General features: G+C 71.2%; 22 protein-coding genes. 7 read left to right on the top strand and 15 right to left on the bottom strand.

Annotated elements, in window-relative coordinates; all coding sequences use genetic code 11:
• Positions 1-115 precede the first annotated feature (115 nt).
• On the top strand, positions 116-808 hold the full coding sequence (locus tag J5X86_RS06560) for a pyridoxal 5'-phosphate synthase (protein WP_208515826.1): 693 nt from the start codon (positions 116-118) through the stop codon (positions 806-808).
• A gap of 129 nt (positions 809-937) precedes the next feature.
• Here the strand turns inward: J5X86_RS06560 and J5X86_RS06555 are convergent, their stop codons facing one another.
• A complete protein-coding gene (locus tag J5X86_RS06555) occupies positions 938-1,381 on the bottom strand; it encodes a Zn-ribbon domain-containing OB-fold protein (RefSeq protein ID WP_374229226.1) in 444 nt (147 codons plus the stop codon).
• Positions 1,378-1,830, bottom strand: coding sequence for a DoxX family protein (locus J5X86_RS06550; protein WP_208515824.1), 453 nt, complete (start codon positions 1,828-1,830; stop codon positions 1,378-1,380). The genes J5X86_RS06555 and J5X86_RS06550 overlap by 4 nt, the downstream gene beginning before the upstream one ends.
• 241 nt (positions 1,831-2,071) lie before the next feature.
• On the opposite strand from J5X86_RS06550, the gene J5X86_RS06545 reads away from it, so the two are divergent.
• The 4 genes from J5X86_RS06545 to J5X86_RS06530 all read left to right on the top strand — a co-directional run bounded on the left by J5X86_RS06545 (position 2,072) and on the right by J5X86_RS06530 (position 7,238).
• Complete coding sequence (locus J5X86_RS06545) at positions 2,072-3,226, top strand: NAD(P)/FAD-dependent oxidoreductase (protein ID WP_208515823.1); 1,155 nt, start codon at positions 2,072-2,074, stop codon at positions 3,224-3,226.
• Positions 3,227-3,436: 210 nt separating this feature from the next.
• Complete coding sequence (locus J5X86_RS06540) at positions 3,437-5,686, top strand: acetate--CoA ligase family protein (RefSeq protein WP_208515822.1); 2,250 nt, start codon at positions 3,437-3,439, stop codon at positions 5,684-5,686.
• Positions 5,687-5,702: 16 nt separating this feature from the next.
• Positions 5,703-6,518: an enoyl-CoA hydratase/isomerase family protein gene (locus tag J5X86_RS06535; RefSeq protein ID WP_208515821.1), complete on the top strand. Its 816-nt coding sequence runs from the start codon at positions 5,703-5,705 to the stop codon at positions 6,516-6,518.
• Positions 6,519-6,602: 84 nt separating this feature from the next.
• Complete coding sequence (locus J5X86_RS06530; RefSeq protein WP_243979622.1) at positions 6,603-7,238, top strand: flavin reductase family protein; 636 nt, start codon at positions 6,603-6,605, stop codon at positions 7,236-7,238.
• An 81-nt stretch (positions 7,239-7,319) separates the two neighbouring features.
• Here J5X86_RS06530 and J5X86_RS06525 read toward each other — a convergent pair whose 3' ends face one another.
• Positions 7,320-8,654 carry an MFS transporter gene (locus J5X86_RS06525; protein WP_208515820.1) on the bottom strand — a complete coding sequence of 445 codons (1,335 nt, stop codon included), beginning with the start codon at positions 8,652-8,654 and terminating at the stop codon, positions 7,320-7,322.
• A 112-nt stretch (positions 8,655-8,766) separates the two neighbouring features.
• On the opposite strand from J5X86_RS06525, the gene J5X86_RS06520 reads away from it, so the two are divergent.
• Positions 8,767-9,798 carry a GlxA family transcriptional regulator gene (locus J5X86_RS06520; protein ID WP_208515819.1) on the top strand — a complete coding sequence of 344 codons (1,032 nt, stop codon included), beginning with the start codon at positions 8,767-8,769 and terminating at the stop codon, positions 9,796-9,798.
• 47 nt (positions 9,799-9,845) lie between these two features.
• Here the strand turns inward: J5X86_RS06520 and J5X86_RS06515 are convergent, their stop codons facing one another.
• From J5X86_RS06515 to J5X86_RS06465, 11 genes are all read right to left on the bottom strand, one after another.
• Positions 9,846-10,487 carry a 2'-5' RNA ligase family protein gene (locus tag J5X86_RS06515; protein WP_208515818.1) on the bottom strand — a complete coding sequence of 214 codons (642 nt, stop codon included), beginning with the start codon at positions 10,485-10,487 and terminating at the stop codon, positions 9,846-9,848.
• Entirely contained in the window at positions 10,487-11,869 is a 1,383-nt protein-coding gene (locus J5X86_RS06510) for an ABC transporter substrate-binding protein (RefSeq protein WP_208515817.1), read from the bottom strand. The genes J5X86_RS06515 and J5X86_RS06510 overlap by 1 nt, the downstream gene beginning before the upstream one ends.
• A gap of 50 nt (positions 11,870-11,919) precedes the next feature.
• A complete protein-coding gene (locus J5X86_RS06505; protein ID WP_208515816.1) occupies positions 11,920-12,792 on the bottom strand; it encodes a carbohydrate ABC transporter permease in 873 nt (290 codons plus the stop codon).
• Positions 12,789-13,628, bottom strand: a complete 840-nt coding sequence (locus J5X86_RS06500) for a carbohydrate ABC transporter permease (RefSeq protein ID WP_208515815.1) — start codon at positions 13,626-13,628, stop codon at positions 12,789-12,791. Before J5X86_RS06500 ends, J5X86_RS06505 begins: the two co-directional genes overlap by 4 nt.
• Before the next feature lie 167 nt (positions 13,629-13,795).
• Entirely contained in the window at positions 13,796-14,455 is a 660-nt protein-coding gene (locus J5X86_RS06495; RefSeq protein ID WP_208515814.1) for a 2'-5' RNA ligase family protein, read from the bottom strand.
• A 49-nt stretch (positions 14,456-14,504) separates the two neighbouring features.
• Positions 14,505-15,542, bottom strand: coding sequence for a LacI family DNA-binding transcriptional regulator (locus tag J5X86_RS06490; RefSeq protein ID WP_208515813.1), 1,038 nt, complete (start codon positions 15,540-15,542; stop codon positions 14,505-14,507).
• The gene (locus J5X86_RS06485; RefSeq protein WP_208515812.1) at positions 15,539-16,234 is read right to left on the bottom strand and encodes an HAD family phosphatase; all 696 of its coding nucleotides are present in this window, start codon (positions 16,232-16,234) and stop codon (positions 15,539-15,541) included. The genes J5X86_RS06490 and J5X86_RS06485 overlap by 4 nt, the downstream gene beginning before the upstream one ends.
• A gap of 104 nt (positions 16,235-16,338) precedes the next feature.
• On the bottom strand, positions 16,339-17,388 hold the full coding sequence (locus J5X86_RS06480; protein ID WP_078647588.1) for a Zn-dependent alcohol dehydrogenase: 1,050 nt from the start codon (positions 17,386-17,388) through the stop codon (positions 16,339-16,341).
• Between the two features lie 21 nt (positions 17,389-17,409).
• On the bottom strand, positions 17,410-18,876 hold the full coding sequence (locus J5X86_RS06475; protein ID WP_208515811.1) for an aldehyde dehydrogenase: 1,467 nt from the start codon (positions 18,874-18,876) through the stop codon (positions 17,410-17,412).
• Positions 18,873-20,240, bottom strand: coding sequence for an acyl-CoA dehydrogenase family protein (locus J5X86_RS06470; RefSeq protein WP_208515810.1), 1,368 nt, complete (start codon positions 20,238-20,240; stop codon positions 18,873-18,875). The genes J5X86_RS06475 and J5X86_RS06470 overlap by 4 nt, the downstream gene beginning before the upstream one ends.
• Positions 20,241-20,296: 56 nt before the next feature.
• Positions 20,297-21,208, bottom strand: coding sequence for an SDR family oxidoreductase (locus J5X86_RS06465; RefSeq protein ID WP_208515809.1), 912 nt, complete (start codon positions 21,206-21,208; stop codon positions 20,297-20,299).
• Between the two features lie 108 nt (positions 21,209-21,316).
• Here J5X86_RS06465 and J5X86_RS06460 point away from each other — a divergent pair, with 108 nt between their 5' ends.
• On the top strand, positions 21,317-22,243 hold the full coding sequence (locus J5X86_RS06460; protein ID WP_208515808.1) for a cyclase family protein: 927 nt from the start codon (positions 21,317-21,319) through the stop codon (positions 22,241-22,243).
• A gap of 324 nt (positions 22,244-22,567) precedes the next feature.
• On the opposite strand, the gene J5X86_RS50435 is transcribed toward J5X86_RS06460, so the two are convergent.
• On the bottom strand, positions 22,568-23,161 hold the full coding sequence (locus tag J5X86_RS50435) for an ATP-binding protein (RefSeq protein ID WP_308124453.1): 594 nt from the start codon (positions 23,159-23,161) through the stop codon (positions 22,568-22,570).
• Positions 23,162-23,417: the final 256 nt, after the last annotated feature.

The following is a 23,417-nucleotide window of genomic DNA, read 5'->3' as shown; positions in this document are numbered from 1 at the left end:
TGGCTCGGTGGCTGGGCCGCTCGACGGCCAGGCCCGCGCCGGTCCCGGCTCGGCCCGCCCCGGCCGTGCGCCCCCGCTTGCCCCGGCCCGTCGCGGGTGATCGGATGGGGAGCCGATGAGCGATGACCAGAATGAGGCTGAGGCATTCCGCGCGCTGCTGCGCGGCCTGCGCGTACCCCATGCGGGCGATCTGCCGGTCTTCGACCCGGACACGGCCCCGGACGCACCGCTTCCACTCTTCCGGCGGTGGCTGCGGGAGGTCGCCGAGGCGGGGGAACCCGGCCCGCACACCATGACCCTGGCCACCGCGGACGCCGACCGCCGCCCGTCCCAGCGCACGGTGATGCTCCACGACGCCGATGAGCGCGGCTGGCACTTCGGCACCCATCGCACCAGCCGTAAGGGCCGGGAGCTGGCCGAGAACCCGTACGCCTCGCTCGCGTTCCACTGGATGCGGGCGGGCCGTCAGGTGCGCGTCAGCGGGCGGGTCGTCGAGGCCGGAGCGGAGGAGAGCGCGGCCGATCTGCGCGGCCGGTCCCCCGCGGCGCTCGCGGCGGCACTGGCCGGGAGCGGACGGCAGAGCGAGGTGCTCGGCTCGTACGAGGAGCTGCTACGGGCCTTCGAGACGGCCTACGAGCGGGCCGGACGCGAACCGGACGCGACCGCCCCCACCTGGACCCTGTACGTCCTGGAGGCGGACGAGGTCGAGTTCTACCAGGAGGAGGCGCGGCGACGGCACGTACGGCTCCGCTACCGCCGCGACCCCGGCGAGCGCGGCGGCTGGCGGCGGGAGCTGCTGTGGCCATAGGGGCGGTGCGGCCGTATGGCGACGACCGTAAGGGTGCGACGAGATGGCGAACGCGACCGTAAGGCGTGCACCGTTGAGCTGTGCGGCCGTAAGGCGGTCACGCCGTAACGCCAGGCAAGCAACGACCGACTAGGCGAGCAGCGGCCGGAAGACGGGAACGGCAGGAGCGTCCCCCTCAGCGGCATCGGCCGCCCGGAACGCCACCCGGAGCCGCATCCCGACGCGCGGGCCGCTCGCCGGGGCCTCGATGAGTTCGGTCATCATCCGCGGCCCCTCGGCGAGGTCGACGACGGCGGCGGTGTACGGGACGCGGGCGCCGAACGGCGGCAGGTCATTGCGGTGCACCACGGACCACGTGTAGAGCGTCGCGGCGCCGCTCGCCTCCTCCCAGATGACGTCCTCGCTCCAGCAGTACGGGCAGAATTCGCGCGGGTAGTGGTGGGCCCGGCCGCAGTCGGCGCACCGCCGGATCAGCAGCCGGCCCTCGGCCGCGGCGTCCCAGTAGGGGCGGGTGAAGGCGTCGATCTCGGGCAGGTCGAAGCGCGGGGCGCCCGCGGGCGGCGCCGGGCTCACAGGAACAGCCCCCATGCCTCGTCGAGCGACCAGGTCTGCCAGCTCATGCCGAAGAGCCCGACCACGGAGATCAGCACCATCATCGAGTTCTGCCCCTGCTCCGCCCAGTCGTGGATCATGAGCAGGAAATAGAGGAGATTGAGCACGATCGCCCCGACCAGGGCGATGGGGGTCAGAAAGCCGAGCGTCAGACCGAGGCCGAGGGCGAGTTCGGCGTAGACGACGACATACGCCATGACCTTGGGACGGGGTGTGACCACCGCGCCGAAGCCGCTGCGGACGAAAGCCCAGCGGTGCTTGGCGGCCACGCCCACCGCCCAGCCGATACCGGTGCCGCGCTCGAACCAGTCCTTCTTGTTCTTGTGCCGCCAGCTCTCGAGCCACCACAGGCCGAGCCCGATGCGCAGTACGGCGAGCCATTCGGCCCCGCTGAGCCCGATCGTCCGCATCGTTCCCCACCTCTCCCATTCCAGCGAATCTGACGGTACGTCAGTTTCACGGGCCGAGCGCGGCCCGCGCAAGGGGTCGCACCAGCGGAACGCGGAACAGGGACCGGCGGGTCGCCGGACCGACTGGACGCCGAAGCAGCGACCGACAGACCGGCCGTGACCTGTCCGCAATCCATTCGGAATCACTTTGGCCGGATCGCTTTGACCGAAACCCGTCAAATACCCGGCTACGCTCACCCACATGGCCGACAGCTCCCCCGAGAAGTCCTCACCCGTTTATGTGATCGGCGGTGGACCGGGCGGACTCGCCGCCGCTGCCGCGCTCAGCCACCGCGGGATCCGCGCCGTCGTCCTGGAGAAGTCCGAGGCGGTCGCCGCGTCCTGGCGCAACCACTACGACCGGCTGCATCTGCACACCACGCGCCGGCTGTCCGCGCTCCCCGGCCTGCCGATCCCCCGGTCCTACGGGCGCTGGGTCGGGCGCGACGACGTGGTGCGCTATCTGGAGCGCTACACCGAGCACCACCGGCTGGAGATCGTCACGGGGGTCGAGGTATCCCGCATCGACCGGTCGTCCGACAACACGGAGTGGATACTGCGCGCCACGGGCGGCCGTGCGCTGTCCTCGCCCGTAGCCGTCGTCGCGACGGGCTTCAACCACACCCCACGGGTGCCGGACTGGCCGGGCCGCGCCGCCTACACCGGTGAGCTGCTGCACGCCGCCCACTACCGCAACGCCCGCCCCTTCGAGGGCCGCGACGTGCTCGTGGTCGGCGTCGGCAACACGGGCGCGGAGATCGCGGTCGACCTGATCGAGGGCGGCGCGGCCCGGGTGCGGCTGGCGATTCGTACCGTGCCGCACATCCTGCGCCGCTCGACGGCAGGCTGGCCCGCGCAGGCGACCGGCATCCTGGTGCGCAGGCTGCCGCGGCGCGCGGTGGACCGGGCGGCGCGGGCGATGTGCCGGCTGAGCATGCCGGACCTGACCGAGCACGGTCTGCCCTGGCCCGACACCGGGCTCTACACCCGCGTACGGGAGGGCGCGATCCCGGTCCAGGACGCGGGGCTGGTCGACGCGGTACGGACGGGGCGGGTGGAGGTGGTCTCGGCGGTCGACTCCTTCGACCTGGACAAGGTGATCCTCGCCGACGGCTCACGGATCAGCCCCGAGGTGGTGATCGCCGCGACCGGCTACCGGCGCGGCCTTGAGGAGTTGGTCGGCCATCTGGGCGTGCTCGACGACCGCGGCCGCCCCCTCCCCCACGGTCGGCGGACCCTGAAGTCCGCCCCGGGACTGCACTTCACGGGCTATACGAACCCGATCAGCGGGATGCTGCGCGAGCTGGCCATCGACGCTCGGAAGATCGCCAAGACGGTCGCCCGCACGACGGCATGACCGCTGAGCAGGCACCGGGGGCGCGCGGCCAGGCGCGAATTCCGCCACCCCCGCCGTCACCCTGCGTGTTCCCCCCGCCCCGAGCATTCCTGACAGGCCGTCAGTTCAGTAACCTGACTACTGGGTAATGTGACTTGGCGTCAGTTTTGCCGCCGAACCACCCGGTCACCTGCCCGGTTATTGGCCAACGAGCAGGAGTGGCGGATACCGATGCTTGGATCGACCTACGGCACCCTGACCACCAACTCCCGTCATGCCCGCGCCGTCGCCTGCGGGCGGGCCCCCGGCCCCGCCGTGCACGCCTCCAGCAGGGAGGCGGCGGGCGGGACCGTCGAAGGCGCGGACGACGTGGACGTCAGCGGGCGCCCGCTGCACTCCGCCGTCCCCGATCTGGACCGCTTCTTCCATCCCGAGTCGGTGGCCCTCATCGGCGCCTCCGACGCGGACGGCCGTCCCAACACCGGTATCACCCGCCAGCTCCTGGCCTGGGCCGAACGCGTCGGCGCCCGGCTGCACCCGGTGCATCCCTCCCGTCCCGCCGTCTTCGGCATTCCGTGCGTACCGTCCGTGGCCGCGCTGCCCGAACCCGTCGACCTCGCCGTCCTCCTCGTCCGTGACCCGCTCCCGGTCATCGAGGAACTCGACGGGAGCAAGGTGAAGTTCGCCGTCGCCTTCGCCTCCGGCTTCGCCGAGACCGGCCCCGAGGGCGCCGCCGCGCAGGCCCGGCTGGCCGCCGCGGCCCGCGGCGCCGGGCTGCGGCTGCTCGGCCCCAACACCAACCTCAACGCCTTCGAGAAGTTCCGCGACGACCTCGACGGGCCCGCCATCGCCCTCATCACCCAGTCAGGCCACCAGGGCCGCCCGGTCTTCACCCTCCAGGAACTCGGTATCCGGCTCAGCCACTGGGCCCCGACCGGCAATGAGGCCGATCTGGAGACCGCCGACTTCGTCTCCTACTTCGCCGACCGGCCCGAGGTCGGCGCCATCGCCCTGTACGCGGAGGGACTGAAGGACGGCCGCAGCTTCCTCCTCGCCGCCGACCGGGCCGCCCGCGCCAAGGTGCCCGTCGTCGCCGTGAAGGTCGGCCGCACCGAGACCGGCGCTCGCACGGCCGCCTCCCACACCGGCAAGCTGACCGGCTCGGACGCGGTGGTGGACGCGGCCATGCGGCAGTTCGGCGTGATCCGCGTGGACGGCCTGGACGAGCTGCAGGACACGGCGGCGCTGCTCGCCCGCGCCCGCCCGCCGCTCGCCGAGGGCGTCGTGGTGTATTCGATCTCCGGGGGCACCGGGGCCCACTTCTCCGACCTCGCCACCGCGGCGGGCCTCACCCTGCCCACCCTCTCCACCGAGAAGCAGGCCGAGCTCCACCAGTGGATACCCGGCGATCTCAGCGTCGCCAACCCGGTGGACAACGGCGGCCACCCGGTCGGCGACTGGCGCGGCCGCAAGATCATCGACGCGATCCTGGCCGATCCCGCCGTGGGCGTGCTGATCTGCCCGATCACCGGCCCCTTTCCGCCCATGAGCGACAAGCTGGCGCAGGATCTGGTGGAGGCGGCGGAGCAGACGGACAAGCTGGTGTGCGTGGTGTGGGGCTCGCCGGTCGGCACCGAGGACGCCTACCGCACCACCCTGCTGGGCTCCTCGCGCGTGGCCACCTTCCGTACGTTCGCCAACTGCATCACCGCCGTGCGCGCCTATCTGGGACACCACCGCTTCACCGCCTCCTACCGCTCCCCCTTCGACGACGCCCCGCGCACCCCGTCCCCGTCCCTGCGCAAGGTGCGCGATCTGCTGCGCCCAGGAGGCCGCCTGAGCGAACACGCGGCGAAACAGCTGCTGCGGGCGTACGGCATCCGGGTGCCGCGCGAGCAGCTGGTGACCAGCGCCGCCGCGGCCGTCCGCGCCGCCGGGCTCGTGGGCTATCCCGTCGTCATGAAGGCATCCGCGCCGCAGCTCGCCCACAAGACCGAGCTGGGGCTGGTCCGGCTGGGGCTGACCTCGGCCAGCCAGGTCCGCGACACCTATCGGGAGCTCACCGACATCGCCCGCTGCGAAGGCGTCGAACTGGACGGGGTGCTGGTCTGCCAGATGGTCCAGCGCGGGGTGGAGATGGTCGTCGGCATGAGCCATGACACCCTCTTCGGCCCGACCGTGACCGTGGGTATAGGGGGTGTGCTCGTCGAGGTGTTCCGTGACGCCGCCGTACGCGTCCCCCCGTTCGGCGAGGACCAGGCCCGCGCGATGCTCGCCGAACTGCGCGGCCGCGCCCTCCTCGACGGTGTGCGCGGCGCTCCCCCGGCCGATGTGGACGCGCTCGTGGAGGTCGTGCTGCGTGTCCAGCGCATGGCCCTGGAGCTCGGGGACCACCTCGCCGAACTCGACGTCAATCCGCTGATGGTGCTGGAACGCGGCCAAGGCGCCGTGGCACTGGACGCGCTGGCGATCTGCCGCTGACCGATGGAGCGTTCCCATGACCTCTCCCTCCCCCGAAGAAGCGCTTGACTCCGTTGTACGGCACACCACTGACAACGGCGTCTCGTGGATCACGCTCAACCGCCCCGCCGCGATGAACGCCATCACCCCCGACCAGCGAGAACACCTGATTTCGCTGCTGGACCACACCTCCGCGGACCCGGCCGTCCGGGCCGTCGTGCTGACCGCCACCGGCAAGGGCTTCTGCGCGGGAGCGGATCTGCGCGGCGCACCGGCCGCGGCGGAACGCGTCGCGGGCGATGTCGCCCGGCTGATCCGCGGCGGAGCGCAGCGGCTCATCTCCGCCGTCCTCGACTGCGAGAAGCCGGTGATCGCCGCGGTGAACGGCACCGCGGCCGGGCTCGGCGCCCATCTCGCCCTCGCCTGCGATCTGGTGCTGGCCGCCGAATCGGCCGTCTTCATCGAGGTGTTCATCCGCCGCGGTCTGGTCCCCGACGGGGGCGGTGCGTATCTCCTGCCCCGGCTGACCGGCCCGCAGCGCGCGAAGGAGCTGATGTTCTTCGGCGACGCGCTGCCCGCCGCCGAGGCCGAGCGGCTGGGCCTGGTCAACCGGGTCGTCCCGGACGACGACCTGGCCAAGACCGCCCGCGCCTGGGCCGAGCGCCTCGCGGCCGGCCCCACCCGCGCCCTCGCCCTCACCAAGGCGCTGGTGAACGCCTCCCTGGAGTCCGGCCGCCCGGCCGCGTTCGCCGCCGAGGCGGCGGCGCAGGAGACCAACATGACCACGGCCGACGCTCAGGAGGGCGTGAGCGCGTTCGTCGAGCGCCGACCCCCCGTCTACCGAGGCCGCTGAGAGACCCACGCCGTCATAAAAGCCAGGAATGCCATCTCAAAAGCCAGGAAAGCCGTCGGGCAAGCCAAGAAAGGGGGACGGGCCATGATGGGACACGCAGGTATGGCCGCCACCGCCGTCCGCTACCTCCGGGCGGTCGGCTCGCCGACCGCCTCCGTACGACCGGTCGAACCGCTGCCCCCGCCGGAGCTGCGCTGTGTGCGCGACGATGAGCGGCCCCCGGTCGACCCCGCCGAATTCCGCCGCGTGCTGGGCCACTTCGCGAGCGGCGTCACCGTGATCGCCACCGTCGACGGGACCGGCCCGACCGGCTTCGCCTGCCAGTCCTTCGCCTCGCTGTCCCTGGACCCGCCGCTGGTCGCCTTCATGGTCGCCCGCACCTCCACGACCTGGCCGCGCATCGCCCGCGCGGGCATCTTCTGCGTCAACGTCCTGGGCGCCCACCAGGGCGAGCTGTGCCGCGCCTTCGCGGTCAGCGGCTCCCGGCGCCCCGACAAATTCGCGGGCATCCGCTACGAACCGTCCCCCGTCACCGGCTCACCGCGTCTCGCGGACGTCCCGGCGTGGATCGACTGCGCGGTCCACGCCGTACACACGGGCGGCGACCATCTGGTCGTGGTGGGCCGCGTCCGGGCCCTGGGAACGGACGAGTCCGCGGCGCGATCGGGGCCGCTGCTCTTCCACCGCGGCTCCTTCGGGGAGTTCACGGCGCTTCCGTGAGCCCGCGCGGCCTTTCCGTAAGGCGCCGCCTTCCGTAAGGCGCCGTACGGCCTTCCGTAGGCCCCGTAAGGCCGCGCGGCCCTAGACCGTCGCCGCCGCGGCCTGCGCGTTCGGGCCGCGCTGGATCACCAGCGACATCAGCGCGGCGATCGCGCACAGCGCCCCCGCGCCGTACCAGACCAGGTTGTACGAGCCGAAGGCGTCCCGCGCCAAACCGCCCACGAAGGCCACGACCCCGGCTCCCACCTGGTGGGAGGCGAGCACCCAGCCGAAGACGATCGCGCTGTCCTCCCCGTACTGTTCCCGGCACAGCGCCATGGTCGGCGGCACGGTGGCGACCCAGTCCAGACCGTAGAAGACGATGAAGAAGATCATCGGCGGATGCACCGCGTCGTCCAGCAGGATCGGCAGGAACATCAGGGAGAGGCCGCGCAGCGCGTAGTACATGGCCAGCAGCCGTCGCGCGTCGAAGCGGTCGGTGAACCAGCCGGAGGCCACCGTCCCGATGATGTCGAAGACGCCGATGACGGCGAGCAGGCTCGCGGCGGCCGTCACCGGCATGCCGTGGTCGTGCGCGGCGGGCACGAAGTGGGTCTTGACGAGGCCGTTCGTCGAGGCGCCGCAGATCGCGAAGGTGCCCGCGAGCAGCCAGAAGGTGCCGGTGCGCGAGGCCGAGGCGAGGGCTTTGACGGCCCGCCGGGCCGCGCCGCGCCGGGGTGCGGGCCGCGGGGCGGGCGGCCCGTCGGCGCCGTACGGGGCGAGCCCCACGTCCGAGGGGTAGTCGCGCAGCAGCAGCCAGACCAGGGGGACGATCGCCAGGGCGGCGATCGCGACGGTCAGCGCGGCGGGCCGCCAGTCGTGCCGTTCGACGATCCAGGAGAGCAGCGGCAGAAAGATCAGCTGCCCGGAGGCCCCGCCCGCCGTGAGGACGCCGGTGACCAGACCGCGCTGGGCGACGAACCACCGGTTGGTCACGGTGGCGGCGAAGGCAAGCGCCATGGAGCCGCTGCCGAGACCGACCAGCACGCCCCAGCAGAGGATGAGCTGCCAGGGCTCGGTCATGAAGACCGTAAGGCCGCCACCGGTCGCGATGACGGCGAGCGCGGCCGCGATGACCTTACGGATGCCGAAGCGATCCATCAGAGCGGCGGCGAAGGGGGCGGTGAGCCCATAGAGGGCGAGGTTGACGGAGACCGCGAACCCGATCGTGCCGCGCGACCAGCCGAACTCGTCGTGGAGTGGATCGATGAGCAGACCGGGCAGGGAGGCGAATCCGGCGGCGCCGATGATCGTCACGAAGGCGACGGCGGCGACCGACCAGGCGCGGTGCGGAAGGCGTGGGAGGGCCCGTCGTGGGGGCCGGTCGGGCTGCTCGCCCTGTTCGGGAACTCCGGAAAGTTCGGTTGTCTGCGTCACCGGACCAGCATTGAACAGCGGTTCCGTCACGACGAGTGGCCCGTGGGACAGTATTCGCTAGGATCGGGCCACACCCCTTGAGGGGCCATGTCCGAACGACGGGAGGCCGGAAGTGCCGCAATCCCCGCCCGGTAACGCCAACGGGCGCCATCGCGTCGTCGTCCTCGCCCTCCCCGGTGTGATCCCCTTCGAGCTGGGCATTCCGTACCGGATCTTCGGCAAGGCCCGCTCCGCCGACGGCCGACGGCTGTACGAGGTGGTCACCTGCACCGTCGAGCCCGGTCTGGTGCCCACGGACGCCGACTTCCCGATCGCCGTGGAACTCGGCCCGGAGGCCCTCGCCGAGGCCGACACCATCCTGGTGCCCGCCTCGTACGCACTCGGCCCGGTCCGCGAGGAGGGCCGCATGACCGAGCCGCTCGCCGCCGCGCTCGCCCATGCCCGGCCGGGCGCGCGCTGGGTGTCCATCTGCACCGGTTCGTTCGTGCTCGCCGCCGCCGGTCTTCTCGACGGCCGCCCGGCCACCACCCATTGGGCCAGCGTCGGCCAATTCCAGCGGCTCTTCCCGACGATCAAAGTCGATCCGAATGTGCTGTTCGTGGACGACGGCGATGTGCTCACCTCGGCCGGTGTCGCCTCGGGGATCGACCTGTGTCTGCATCTGGTGCGGCGCGACCACGGCACGGCCGTCGCCAACGACGTCGCCCGGCACAGCCTGGTGCCGCCCCACCGCGACGGTGGCCAGGCCCAGTACATCCCGCGCCCGCTGCCCGAGCCACAGCAGGCCACCACGACGACGGCGCGCGCCTGGGCGCTCGGCCGGCTGGACCGGCCCATCTCGCTGAGGGAGCTGGCCGCCCAGGAGTCGATGAGCGTACGGACGTTCACCCGCCGCTTCCGTGAGGAGGTCGGTGTCAGCCCGGGCCAGTGGCTGACCCGGCAGCGGGTCGAGCGGTCCCGTCATCTCCTGGAGGACACCGATCTGTCGGTCGACCAGGTGGCGCGTGAGGCGGGTTTCGGCTCCCCCGCGTCCCTGCGCCAGCACTTCCAGGCGGCCGTGGGCGTCAGCCCGACCGCCTACCGCCGCACCTTCCGCGCGGGCGCCGAGGCCGGTATGGCTTCCGGCGCCGACGCCCGCGCCTAGGGTCTGTCCGGCGGGTCTTCGCGGGAGCGGGACAGGGCCTGGGCCGCTCAGCCCGTCACGGCCGCTTCCGCGCCCCCGAGCCGCCAACTGCGGACGTGCACCCAGGTCATGTCCCGCCACCACTGTGCGTTCCAGTCGTCGCTGTGGAAACGGAACAGCGAGATGGTGTCGGCGGTGAACCGCTTGGGCGGATCCGCGTCGAGAGTGTCCAGGAACTCCCCGATCTCCTCATAGAGGTCGGGCCGCAGGGTCAGTTCATGGGAGGCCACGGACAGATGCGCCCGGAATTCCGCCGGGTCGAAAGGTTTGAAGAGAAAGTCCGGCTGAATGGTCGACACCGGCGCCAGCGCGGTGTTCACCGAGAGCACCAGGTCGACCATCTCGGGGTTGGGCGTCCCGTCCGGCAGATGGTGCACGTTGTACGCGAACCCCTTGCCGTGCCGTTCGATGCCGGAGTTGTACGTGGTGAACGCCGTGGCCTGGGACAGCAGCGGATCCAGCACCGCGATCAGCTCCTCCTCGGTGACCGTGGCGTGCACATTGCCCGCGAGGGTCGCGTGGGGTGGGAACGCGGCGCACGAGACAAGGCCGTACTGCTGCTTCATGAGCAGATGCAGCCGGGCGAGCACCGCGCAGGTGCGCGGGTCGGGGCGGAGGAAGACTCCGTAGCGGTGGGGGTTCTCTCGCATCACTGACCTGCCTGCTCTCGGTAGCGCTCGATGTCGCGGTTGGCGGCGGATTCGGCGTTCTTCAGCGCGGCGTCCAGCGGCGTCTTCCCGGCGAAGGCGGACTGGATCGGGCTGAGCACATCGGCGCGCACGGTGGGCATCGCGCCGGTGAGGCACCCTGCCGTCGCCGTGGTGGCGGGCGTCCTGTTGAACTGGTCGATGACGGCCTTCAGATCGGGCCGGGCGGCGAGCGTCTTCTTCTGCTCGGGCAGAGCGTCCACCTTCTTGTTGATGGGCGCGTAGCCGGTCGCGCGGCTGAACTCCTCCTGGGACGCGGGCGAGGCCAGGAAGGCGGCCACCTGCCAGGAGGCGGCCTGCTCGGCGGCGCTGTGGCCGGGACCGTTCACCCACATCGCGGCGCCGCCGACGACGGATCCGGAGGTCGCGGCCGGACCGGACAGCGGATAGGGCAGGGCGCGGTAGCGGAAGTCGGCGCCTTCCTTGACCTTCCCGGCGGCCCCGCTGCTGTTGAACATCATCGCGACCTTGCCCTGCTGGAAAGCGGTCACGGCGTTGGAACCGTCCTCGCCCGTGTCCAGTCCGGCACCACTGGTGTAGAGATCGCTCACGGCGCCGATGGCCTTGCGCTGCTGCGGACTGGTGAGCTTCACACTGGACGCGGTGCTCCCCTTACGGCCGTTGTCGGGTCCGCAGTAGGGCACCCCCGCGGCGGCGGTCAACTGCTCGATCCACCAGGTGTCGAAGGGCTGGACCAGGCCCCCGACCCTCGGTACCTCACGGTGGACGGTCTTCGCGGCGGCGACCACCTGGTCCAGGGTGTTCAGGGGCGTGTTCGCGGGCAGCCCCGCCTTCTTCAGCAGGTCGTCGTTCACATAGAGCATCGGCATCGACGTGTTGAAGGGGACGGCCATCAGCTTGCCCTGGGCGCTGTAGTAGTTGCGCGCGGCGGGCCGGATGTCGTCCAGGGACAGCGTGCCGGGGTTGGCCTCGGCCAGGTCCTGAGCGGGCACGGTCTGGCCCGCGTCATGCAGGAAGCCGGTGCTGATGTCGTAGGAGAGCAGCAGGCTCGGTGTGCTCTTGTCGCGGATGGCGGCGGTGTACTTGGCGAGTACGTCGGGGTATTGGCCCTGGTAGACGGCCTTGACCTTGATCTTGCCGCGGTGCTGGTCGTTGAACCGGTCGACGAGCTTCTGGAGCGCGACGGCATTGGTGTCGCCGAGGCCGTGCCACAGGGTGACGGTGACGGGCCCCTTGGCGTCCTTGAGGGCCTCGGGGCCCGGGGCCCGGCCGGCATTGCCGGTGTCGTTCTTACCGTTGCCGCCGCAGCCGCTGAGGGCGGTCAGCGCCACGAGGGCGGCGAGGACGGACGCGCTTCTGCGCATGGTGATCTTCCTCCGGGAAGGGGGTGTGGGAAGGCGAGGGGGAGCGGAGGTCAGCGCGGGGAGGTGCGGGCGAGGCCACGCAGCAGAAAGCGCTGGCCCACGATGACGAGCAGCAGGGTGGGAAGGAGGACGAGGGTGGTGCCGGCGTAGATCACGCCGGGGCTGGTCGACTCGGCGTTGACCAGTTGGGAGATGCCCACCTGGACGGTGCGCCGGTCCGGGGAGTCGGTGATCAGCAGGGGCCAGAAGTAGCCGTTCCAGGCGGCAAGCGCGCTCCACAGGGTGGCCGCGGTGACCTGGGGCCTGGCCATCGGCAGGACGACGAGGAAGAGGCAGCGCAGATCGCCGCAGCCGTCCAGCCGCGCCGCCTCCCAGACCTCCCGGGGGAGGGTGAGAAACGCCTGCCGCAGCAGGAAGACCGGATAGCCGGCGGCGAGGAACGGCAGGGTGATCCCGAGGAGGGAGTCGCGCAGCCCGAGGCCGGTGACGAGGTCGTAGTTCGGGATGACCAGGCTCTCACCGGGGATCGCCAGGGTGGCGACGATCACGGCGAACGCGGCCGCGCGCCCCCTCCAGCGCGGGAACACCAGGGCGTATGCGGCCAGTGAGGAGGTCAGCAGCTGGCCACCCGTCTGCAGGGCCGTGACCAGCACGCTGACGACGTACTGCTGTCCGAAGGGCACATTGCGCAGCGCCTCACGGAAGTTGTCCAGGGTCAGCCGGGTGGGCAGCAGCGCTCCGTGCGCCACGTCCTGCGGCGGCAGCAGCCCGGTCAGCAGGGTGACGTAGACCGGGAAACCGACGACGACCGTAAGGACGACGAGCCACAGCCAGCGCAGCATGTCACGTGCGCGCAGCGGAGGGCGCGACCTGCGGGCGGCCGCGATGGTGGCGGTGGCCGTGGGGGTCGTGGTGACGGTCATGAAGTGGTCACCCGGCGATTGAGCACGAGGAACTGCACGGCGGTGACGAGCAGGACGAGCGCCAGGAGGACGACCGCGATGGCCGAAGCCCGCCCGTAGTCGGGCACCCCGCCGCCGAAGGCCCGCTGATACAACTCAACGACCAGGGTGGTCGTCGCGTCGGAGGGACCGCCCCGGGTGAGCACCTGGACCTGCGTGAAGATCTGCAGTCCGCTGATCGTCTGGGTGACGGCGAGGAAGAACAGGCTGGGCGAGATCAGCGGCACGATCATGCTGCGCACCAGGCGCAGCCCACTCGCGCCGTCCAGCTCCGCGGCCTCCATCACCTCCGAGGGCAGATTCCGGACAGCGGCCGTCAGCACCAGGACGGCGAACCCGAACTCGTACCAGGCGGTCGCCAGGGCCACACACAGCATCGCCCACCCCGGGGACTGCAGCCACGGCGGACCCTCGTACCCCAGGTTCGCCAGGACATGGTTGAGCGTGCCGACCGAGGGCGCGAAGAGCCCGGCGAAGCAGGCCGAGGCCGAGGCGGCGGAGTAGGCGAAGGGAAGGGAGAAGACGAGCTGGAAGAGACGGCGTCCGACGATGCGGCGGCGCAGCGGCAGCACGGCCGCCAGCGCCCCTGCCGTGGCCAGGGCCACGCTGGCGACCGTAAGGGTGAGCGTGGTGAGCAGCACGCGCCGGCTCGCCGGGTCGGTCAGCAGCTGGGTGTAGTTGTCGAACCCGACCGAACGGGTCGGATTGCCGAGCAGATCGGTCCCCCGGGTGCTCAGCCAAATGCCGCGCCCCAGGGGCCAGTAGAGGAAGACAGCGATCAACAGCAGGGTCGGCACGGTCAGCCAGGGACCGAGCCGGGGGCGACCAGGGCCCGCGCGCTTGACTGGTGGAACGTTCCCGCACATGGCTGAGAAGCTATGCGGCACCGACGGCTTGGGGGCGGCCGAAAGGTTACGGCCCGACGAACGTCTTCAGGGACGCGACGCGCGCCGGGGCGGGGACATCACGCGGCATCGAGGTTTACCGCTGCCGTCGGCCAAAGGCGCCAGCTACGGACATGGTCCCAGGTCATGTGCCGCCACCACTGCGCATGCCAGTCCGGGCTCCGGAAGCGGAACAGCGAGACGGTACCGGCCGTGAAGCTGTGCGGCGGATCCCAAGCCAGGCCACGCACGAAATCGAGGATCTCCGGCCGGAGTTCGGGGCGCAGCAGCAGCTCATGGGAGGCGATGGACAGATGCGCGCGGAAGCGGCCGGGATCCAGCGGGTTGGCGCGATAGTGGTCCATCGGCTTGGCCACGGGCGCCATCGCCCGGCGCACCACGTCGAGCAGGTTCGTGATCCCGGGGTTCGGAGAGCCGTCGGGCAGATCGTGCAGATTGAACCCGATGCCGCCTCCGCCCTTCTCGATGCCCGTGTTGTACGCCGTGAAAGCGCTGGTGTCCGACAGGGCCGCGCCGATCCGGTCGGCCAGCTCGTCCTCGGGCGCGTCGGTGGGCACATTGCCCGCGAGGGTGGCGTGAGGCGGGTAGGCGGCGCAGGAGACCAGTCCGTACTGCTGCCTGAGCAGCAGATGGAGATCGGTCAGCAGGGCGCAGGTGCGGGGGTCGGGGCGGAGGAAGACCCCGTAGCGGACAGACGAGGCGGCCGTTTGCACGGACATGGTTTCTCCGGACGTCAGGGGCGCGGCTCCGGCGGGCGGACCCCCGAATTCAGCGCCGGGTGGGGGCGAGTGGGGGCGCGGCGGTGGTGGTTCCGGCCACCACCGCCCCGCGCAGGGGGATATGGCGCGTGGACATGGAGCGGTCGGCGCGCAGCTCCAGCAGCAGGTCGATGGCGCGCCGGCCGATCTCGTCCAACGGCTGGCGCAGCGTGGTCAGTCCGAGGAGTGGGGTGGTGAGCGGCCCGATGCCGTCGAAGCCGGTCACCGATATGTCGTCGGGCACCCGCACTCCGGCTCGGCGGAGCCGTTCGAGGACACCGACCATGGCATCGTCCTGGGGACACATGATCGCTGTGATCCCGCGGTCCTCGAGAAGTGCGGGCACCGCCTCCGCGGCGGCTTCCGGGCCGTCGTCCAGTTCGGTGACCACGGTGTCGACACCGCGTTCGCGCAGGCCGCTCACCATGGCGGCGGTACGGGCGTACTGAGTGAGGGACAGCCCTTCCGGTACGAGCAGCACGGCGACCCGGCGGTGTCCGAGGGACACCAGGTGGTCCACGAGCTGCTCGGCGCCGTCCTCCTCGTCGCAGTAGACGCTGTTGATCTCCGGATGCGGCTCCGGCCGTCCGGCCACGACCGTCGGGACCCGTTCGACGAAGGGAGCGATGTCCCGGGCCGGAAGCAGACCGCTGCACACCACGAGCCCTTCGACCCTCAGGGAGAGGAGCGTCTGCAGGGCACGGCGCTCCTCGGCGAGGGCGAAGTCCCGTACACCGGTCGCGGTGACGACCCTGTAGCCGCCTTCGATGGCGCGTCCCTGGAGCGCCGCATGGAGTTGCCCGTAGAAGGGGCGCACGGCGTCACGGACGAGCACCCCCAGGGTGTGCGTGCGCTGCGCGACCAGCCCCTGGGCCATGGCGTTCTTGACATAGCCGAGGCGCTGGGCGGCGTCGAGGACGCGCGAGCGGACCTCCTCGCTGATGCGCCCCTGCCCCAGCAGGGCCCGGGAGACCGCGGACTTCGACACTCCCGCTTCCCGGGCGATATCAATGATCGTGGGCGCCTTGTTGGCCTTTTCCTCCGTCACCGGCTACGAGTATCACAGCTCATGGGGCCGTCCGGCGTCGGTCCCCGGGGCAGCAGGCCACGGTCGGCGAGGACCGCGCGGGCGGCCGCGACCCCGGTCCACAGATGGGCGTCCCAGCCATGCTCCCTGGCCGCGTCGATGTTCTTACCGCGGTCATCGAAGAAGACGACACGCTCCGGCCGGGTGCCGAGCAGGGCGGTCATCCGCTGGTAGACGGCGGGGTCCGGCTTGGCGAGCCCGTGGTCGGCCGAGAACATCAGCTGGTCGAAGTACGCGGACCAGTCGCTGCGCTCGGCGGTCCGGGCCAGTGCGTGGGGGGCGTTCGACAGCAGCGCGAGGTGGGTACCGCGGCGCCGCAGGTCTTCCACCAGGATCCGGGAGGCGTCGTCGAGCCGCGTCCAGATGTCGACTTCGGCTCCCACCAGCGCGTCGACCGCGCCGGGGGGCAGTGGGACGCCGAGCGCATCCGCCACGGCCGACCAGTACGCGAGGTCGGAGCTGCCGAGGTCGTAAGCGTCGCGATGCGCCCAGTACGCCTCGGCGAACGCCGATTCCTCGACCCCGAGCAGCCCGGCCAACCGCCCCTCCAGGCCGGACCGGCCGCGCGGCCTCGTCAGCACCTCACCGAGGTCGAAGACCACGCCGAGAGGGGTGTCCATATCGGCTGCGCCATCCAGGCGGGAACGTTCCACCTGGGCAACGTAACCAGCGGCGCCCACAAGCGGGGGAACGGCGATCGGAAGGCGGGTGAACAGCCCCCGTCGTCAAGACGCCGCCGGAAGTGGTCGGAAGCCCGTCAGAAGGTGAGCACGGCGCGCGCCACCCGGCCGTGGTGGGCGTCGTCGGCCGCCTTGGCGAAGTCCTCCAAGGGGTAGGTCCTGCTGACCAGTTCGTCCAGCAGCAGCAACCCCTGCCGGTAGAGGTCGGCGTACAGGGCGATATCGGCTTGCGGACGTGAGGAGCCGTAGCGGCAGCCCAGGATGGACTTGTCCAGGTACATGGAGGAGACGCGGAAGGCCGCCTCGGCGTCGGCGGGCGGCACGCCGAGCAGCACCGCCTGGCCGTGCCGGTCGAGCAGATCGACGGCCTGACGGATGAGCCGGGTGGAGCCGACGCATTCGAAGGCGTGGTCGGCGCCGGTCGGCAGGATCTCCCGTACGGCGTCGGTGGAGGGGACGAAGTGGGTCGCGCCGAAGCGCCGGGCCAGCGGCTCCTTGGCGGGGTTGGAGTCGACGGCGACGACGGGGAACGCCCCGGCGATCCGGGCCCCTTGCAGCACATTGAGCCCGATACCGCCGCTGCCGATGACGACGACCGACTCACCACGGTCCACCTTGGCGCGGTTGAGCACGGCGCCGACGCCGGTCAGGACGGCACAGCCGATGAGGGCGGCGGAGACGAGCGGGATCTCCTCGGGGATCCGCACCACTTGGACGGCGGTGACGAGGGTGCGCTCGGCGAAGGCGGAGTTCGAGGCGAAGTTGTACAGCCGCTCGTCGCCGCGGCGGAAGGGCCGGGTCGGCCGGCCGATCGCAGCACGGCACATGGTGGGGCGGCCCCGGGCACAGTCGGCGCAGGTCCCGCAGTTGGCGAGGGTGGACAGCGCCACATGATCGCCGGGAGCGACATGGGTGACGCCCGGCCCGACCTCCTCGACCACGCCCGCGCCCTCGTGGCCGAGAACGGCGGGGAGGGGGAAGGGGATGGTGCCGTCGACGACCGACAGATCGCTGTGGCACAGCCCCGCGGCGGCGATGCGCACCAGCACCTCGCCGGGGCCGGGGTCGCGCACCTCCAGGTCCTCGACCACGCGCGGCGCCGTGCCGTCGAAGATGACGCCTCTCATCCTCATCACCCTTCCGGTGCCTCAGGAGACCCAGACCAGCGACTGGAGTTCGCTGTACGCGTGCAGGCCGAACGAGCCGCCGTCGCGGCCGACTCCGCTTTCCTTGAATCCGCCGAACGGCGTCTCGGGGTGACGCTGGGCGGTGTTGATGCCGACGTTTCCGCTGCGCAGACGGGCGGCGAGGGTCCAGGCGCGGCCCGCGTCGGCGCTGAAGACGTAGTCGTAGAGGCCGTAGGGGGTGGCGTCGGCGATCCGCACCGCCTCGTCCTCGTCGTCGAAGGGCAGGGCCACGACGACCGGTCCGAACAGTTCCTCCCGCGCGACGGTCATCGCGGGGTCGGCGTCGGCGATGAGGGTGGGGGCGACGTAGAAGCCGGACTTGCGGGCGGGGCGTTCGCCGCCCACGACGATCCGGGCGCCCTGCTCACGGGCGCCGGAGACATACGCCTCGACTCGATCGCGCTGCGCGGCGGAGATCAACGGACCGACGATCGTGGAGTTATCCACAGGGTCCCCGATCTTCAGTGACTCTGCGTAATGTGTGAGTGCGGCGATGACCTTCTCGTACAGCGATCGATGGACGAGCACACGGGTCGGCGCCGTGCAGATCTGCCCGCTGTGAAAGGAGAAGGTCGAACCGACCGCCCCGACCGCCGACGCGATCGCTCGCTCGTCGGCGTCCCCCAGGACGATGGCCGCGCCCTTGCCCCCCAGTTCCATCAGGGTGCGCTTCATCGACCTCCCCGCGGATTCGGCGATCTTCTTACCCACTGCGGTGGATCCGGTGAAGCTGACCATGTCGACACCGGGGTGCGCGACCAGCGCCTCGCCGGCGGCCGCGCGCGAGCCGGTGACGACATTGAAGGCACCGTCCGGGAGCCCGGCCTCCTTGAGCAGGGGGCCGAGTTCCAAACAGCACAGCGGGTCCTGCGGCGCGGGTTTGGCCACGACCGTATTGCCCATGGCCAGGGCCGGGGCGACCTTGCCCGCGAGATTCGTCAGAGGAAAGTTGTAGGAGGTGATGCAACCGACAACACCGAGAGGACGGCGGACCGCTGCCGCTCCGATCAGCCCGCCGGGCGCCAGCGGGGTGGCGGCCATGGGCAGCGGGGCGAGCGGCACCGTGTCCGGTTCGAGGGCGCCGCGCGCATAGCGGCGGAAGCGGTCGATCGCCGGGGGCACCTGGAGGGAGGAGGTGACGCGCAGCGTCGCCCCGGTCTCCGCCTGGACGAGGGGCACCAGGTCCGGGGTGTGCTCGGCGAGCAGATCGGCGGCCCTGTCGAGTACGGCGGCGCGCTCCCGGGGGGCGGTGCGCGACCAGCCGTCGTACGCGGCGCGGGCGGCCCGGACGGCGGCGTCCACATCGGCCGGGTCGGCCTCGGGGGCATGGCCGACGGTCTCCTCGGTGGCGGGGTTGATGACGGGGTAGTGCCCGTTCCCGGGATCCCGCCACGAGCCGCCGATCCAGTGCGCATAGGTCTTCGTCATCGGCGTGATTCCTTGGGGAGGTGAAGTACGCGCTCGGCGATGATGGTGCGCTGGATCTCGTCCGAGCCGCCGTAGATGGTGTCGGCGCGGGAGAAGAGGAAGAGACGCTGGAAGGCGTCGAGTTCGTACGGCCGGCCGGCGGTCCAGCGCGCCGGGCCGAGTGCGGCCGCGGCGCCTCTCACCTGCACGGCCAGCTCGCCGAGCCGCTGATGCCAGCCGCCCCACAGCAGCTTGGCGACGCTGGGCGCGCCTTGGTCCTGCGGGCCGGGATCCCGTGGGCCGGGGGCCTGGGGGTCCGCGCTCCCCGGGGGGAGGTCATGGGCGGCACCCTTCCGCGAGGCGGGGTCCCGGGCATCGTTCGGGGCATCGTTCGGGGCGGGGTCCCGGGCGGGGTTGGGGTTCGGGTTGGGCTTCTGTGCGGCGCCCAGGGTGCGCAGGGCGTTCCAGCGCATGGCCTTGAGCTCGGCCCACTGCCGGATGAGCCGATCACGCAGGACGGGCTCCTCCGCGGCGCCGGTCTCCAGCGCCAGCCGCACCACCCGGCTCAGCTCCTGGGCGAAGCCGATCTGCTGGACCAGAGTGGAGACCCCGCGCTCCACCGCGAGCAGACTCATGGCCACGTGCCAGCCGTGGCCAGCGCCGCCGACGAGGTCTTCGGCGCGGGCCACGGCCCCGTCGAAGAACACCTCGTTGAACTCCGCGGTCCCGGTCAGCTGCCGGATCGGCCGCACCTCGATCCGTCCCGGCTGGTCCATCGGCACCAGCAGAAAGGAGAGTCCATGATGGCGCTGTGAGCCCTCCTCGGTGCGCGCCAGCACAAAGCACCAGTCGGCTTCATGGGCGAGGGAGGTCCAGATCTTCTGCCCGGTGATGCGATAGGTGCCCTCGCCCGGGTCGCGGACGGCGCGGGTCCGCAGCCCGGCGAGGTCCGAGCCCGCGTCGGGTTCGCTGTAGCCCTGGCACCACAGCTCCTCAGCACGGGCGATGGGCGGCAGAAAGCGGGCGCGCTGTGCGGAGTCGCCGTGCGCGAGCAGGGTGGGCGCGAGGAGGTTCTCGCCGATATGGCCCAGTCGGCCGGGCGCCCCGGCGCGGGCGTACTCCTCGGCCCAGACGACCTGTTGGGTCAGCGTCGCGGCGCGGTTGCCGTACGCCCCGTCCGTAGGGTCCCAGCCCAGGCCGATCCAGCCGCCCGTGCCCAGCTCGCGTTCCCAGGCGCGGCGGGCGGTCATATCGCCGCGCGCCTCGCCGGGATGGCCGCCGGGCTCCTGCTTGAGAGCGGCGAACGGTCCGATGAAGTGCTCGGCCAGCCAGTCGCGCGCCTCGGCGCGGAACCGCTCGTCCTCCGGTCCGAAAGCGAAGTCCACAGCCTCTCCCCTCGTCGGCGCTGCGGTGTTCCCTGCAAGCCCTGCTGTTGTCGCGGTCAGGCGTTGGGGCGTTGGCCGGTGGCGGCCGCCTGGGCCATGGCCTCCAGCTGGGCCAGCATCGGCATGGGGTCGGTGCCGACCGTGCCCGGGAGGAAGTCGGCGATCTTGTCCGGGGTCCAGGCGCCCTCGGTGTATCCGGCGCGCAGCTCACGAGGTTGAGCCCAAACTGCGATCTTGGGGCCCGCGATCGTATAGACCTGCCCGGTGATCCGCTCCGCGCGGGCACGTTCGCTCAGCAGATAGACGACCAGGGCCGCCACGTCCTCCGGCTCGCCGATCTCCTTGAGCTCCATCGGCACGTTGGCGGACATCCGGGTGCGGGCGACCGGTGCGACACAGTTCGCCGTGACGCCGTACTTGTGCAGCCCCAGCGCGGCGCTGCGCACCAGGGAGATGATCCCGCCCTTGGCGGAGGCGTAGTTGGCCTGGGCGACGCTGCCCTGGTGGTTGCCGCTGGTGAAGCCGATCAGGGTGCCGGAGCGCTGGCGGCGCATCACCGCCGACGCCGCCCGGAAGACCGTGAAGGTGCCCTTGAGATGGGTGGCGACGACCGGGTCCCACTCCTCCTCGGACATGTTGAAGAGCATCCGCTCGCGCAGAATCCCCGCGACGCAGACGACCCCGTCCAGCCGTCCGTACTGGTCGAGTGCGGTGTCCACGATCCGCTGGCCACCGGCCATGGTCGAGACGTCGTCGGCGACCGCGACCGCCTCACCGCCCGATGCCACGATCTCCTTGACCACGGCCTCGGCGACCTCGCTGCTCGGTTCGCCGCCCTCCATCGAGACCCCGTAGTCGTTGACGACGACCCGTGCCCCTTCGGCCGCGCAGGCGAGGGCCACCGCTCGCCCGATACCGCGTCCGGCCCCGGTGACGGCGACCACCTTGCCGTCCAAGAAGTTGCCCACGTCGCATCCCTCCCGGAGTTTCTGACGGTCCGTTAGATTTTTGAGCAGACGCGGCCCGAGTACAAGCCCTCGCGCACAAACGTCGACGGGAACGACGAAGGAGACGCCATGCCGCTGCCAGCCGAGTTCCACGAGATCGCCAAGCGCGTCAACAACTGGGGCCGCTGGGGGACGGCCGACGAGATCGGCACGCTCAACCTGATCACCGATGCCGTGATCCGGGAGGCCGCCGCGACGATACGGACCGGACGTCGCATCCCGCTCGCGGTGCCGCTGCGGCAGGACGGCATCCAGACCGGAGTGATCCCCGGGCGGATCAACCCGCTGCATACGATGATCGCCGTCAACTTCGAGATGTTCGGCCCCGGCTCCGTGGCGACCAGCGATGACGCCGTGACGATGGGGCTCCAGGCCGGTACCCACTGGGACGGGCTGGCCCATGTCTCGCACTCCGGCAGGATCTACAACGGCCGCCCCGCCGACTCCATCACCCCCCATGACCGCGCCGCCTTCAGCGGTATCGAGAAGGCGGGACCTCTCGTCTCGCGCGGGGTGCTCCTCGATGTGGCGCGGGCCCGGGCCGCCGAGCGGCTGCCCGAGGGGCATACGGTCACCCCCGAAGACCTCGACGCCGCCGAGGAACTGGCCGGGACGACGGTGCGCCCCGGCGATATCATCCTCGTCCGCACCGGGCAGATCCAGCGGTATCTGGCGGGCGAGAAGGAGGCATACGCCTACCCCTCACCGGGCCTCTCCCTGCGCACACCGGAGTGGTTCCATGCCCGCGATGTGGCGGCGGTCGCCAATGACACCTTGACCTTCGAGGTCTTCCCACCGGAGATCGAGGACCTCTGGATGCCGGTCCACGCCCTCGACCTGGTCGAGATGGGCATGCTCCAGGGCCAGAACTGGAATCTGGAGGAACTCTCCGATGCCTGCGCCGAGGAGGGGCGTTACGCCTTTCTGCTGTCGGCCCCGCCCGAGCCGTTCGTCGGCGGCACGGGCGCACCCGTCGCCCCCGTGGCGATCCTCTGACGCCCATTCTCCTGGCGCCCGACCCCTCCGACGCCTTGACGCCCTCGACGCCTTGGCGTCTCCAACGCGCGCAATAGACGGCGCGCGTCACCCAGGAGGGGACGGCGGGTCGATGTTCTCGGGCGGCGGTGCGCTCATGCGCGCCCCGAGCACGGCACCGCGCACCGCCACCCGGCTCCCGACGCTGAGCCCTGGTTCAGCAGCGGGGGCGCGACCCGCACTCGCCAAGGAACGTCACCGTGAACACAGGGCTCACAGAGACACCACAGCCCTCGGCGTCCCCTCGCGACGAATCGCTGATCCTAGAGTGATCAACCGAACACGTCACGTCAACACCTGGTCTGGACTTTGCCTGGTTCGCCCCATGTGTGACGGCGCATGAGAGGCCGCTCGCCTCATGGAAAGCGGCTCCTCGCCCTTCGCACGGTCGATTTCACACCAGATCCGCTTGCCGGAGCCCTCCGGCTGCCAGCCCCATCGGTCGGCGAGACCATCGACCAGCTCCAGACCGCGCCCATGAGTGTCCTCCTCATCGGCACAGCGCTGGCGCGGCGCGCGGTCACTGACATCGGCGACCTCGACCCGGACCGTTCCCAGACCCGCGCCCCGGCTCACGAACGGCCCCGGGACCCCGCCCCCGCCGGCACCGCCACCGTTCCCGCCGACACCACCACCGTTCCCGCCGCCGCCCCCGCCGCCCATCGACTGGGCGGGGAAGAGCATCCGCAGCACGGCCGGACAGCCGGTGTGCACCACGGCGTTGGTGACGAGTTCGGAAATGAGCAGAATCAACGTCTCAGCGAGCGGCTCGTCGGCTCCGATCCCTGATCCGACGAGCCGCGAACGGGCCCACCTACGGGCACGGCTCACCTCCGCCGGATCGGGCCGGACCTCCATCTGCGCCTGAAGCACCTGCACTGCTCACACCATCCGAACCGGCACACACATCGCCTTGTACCTCCAAGAGGTCACGGACCGTGACGTTCCCCCAGCTACCGCTGGGAGACTTGCGCGACAGCATGGTTGACGTACAGTCACCCCAACAAGCGCTTCGGTCATATTCCAGCGCCAAGGAGTATGCGTGGGGCATACTGTGCGACACACGTCCTGAGGACTCGAACACCGAAGCTCAGGCGTCGCATACCCTGTGCGAGCGGGGCGCGTCGGCATGCCC

Origin of the sequence: Streptomyces sp. NEAU-YJ-81, assembly GCF_017592595.1 — a bacterium.
GTDB lineage: Bacteria > Actinomycetota > Actinomycetes > Streptomycetales > Streptomycetaceae > Streptomyces > Streptomyces hygroscopicus_B.
The sequence above is the reverse complement of the archived record's forward strand: the minus strand, read 5'-3'. Positions and strand labels throughout refer to the sequence as shown.

Coding starts and splice junctions, on each gene's coding strand:
- J5X86_RS06550 (WP_208515824.1), bottom strand. CDS start 1,830: ATGCGGACGATCGGGCTCAGCGGGGCCGAATGGCTCGCCGTACTGCGC.
- J5X86_RS06540 (WP_208515822.1), top strand. CDS start 3,437: ATGCTTGGATCGACCTACGGCACCCTGACCACCAACTCCCGTCATGCC.
- J5X86_RS06560 (WP_208515826.1), top strand. CDS start 116: ATGAGCGATGACCAGAATGAGGCTGAGGCATTCCGCGCGCTGCTGCGC.
- J5X86_RS06460 (WP_208515808.1), top strand. CDS start 21,317: ATGCCGCTGCCAGCCGAGTTCCACGAGATCGCCAAGCGCGTCAACAAC.
- J5X86_RS06545 (WP_208515823.1), top strand. CDS start 2,072: ATGGCCGACAGCTCCCCCGAGAAGTCCTCACCCGTTTATGTGATCGGC.
- J5X86_RS06505 (WP_208515816.1), bottom strand. CDS start 12,792: ATGACCGTCACCACGACCCCCACGGCCACCGCCACCATCGCGGCCGCC.
- J5X86_RS06480 (WP_078647588.1), bottom strand. CDS start 17,388: ATGAGAGGCGTCATCTTCGACGGCACGGCGCCGCGCGTGGTCGAGGAC.
- J5X86_RS06475 (WP_208515811.1), bottom strand. CDS start 18,876: ATGACGAAGACCTATGCGCACTGGATCGGCGGCTCGTGGCGGGATCCC.
- J5X86_RS06535 (WP_208515821.1), top strand. CDS start 5,703: ATGACCTCTCCCTCCCCCGAAGAAGCGCTTGACTCCGTTGTACGGCAC.
- J5X86_RS06510 (WP_208515817.1), bottom strand. CDS start 11,869: ATGCGCAGAAGCGCGTCCGTCCTCGCCGCCCTCGTGGCGCTGACCGCC.
- J5X86_RS06515 (WP_208515818.1), bottom strand. CDS start 10,487: ATGCGAGAGAACCCCCACCGCTACGGAGTCTTCCTCCGCCCCGACCCG.
- J5X86_RS06495 (WP_208515814.1), bottom strand. CDS start 14,455: ATGTCCGTGCAAACGGCCGCCTCGTCTGTCCGCTACGGGGTCTTCCTC.
- J5X86_RS06530 (WP_243979622.1), top strand. CDS start 6,603: ATGATGGGACACGCAGGTATGGCCGCCACCGCCGTCCGCTACCTCCGG.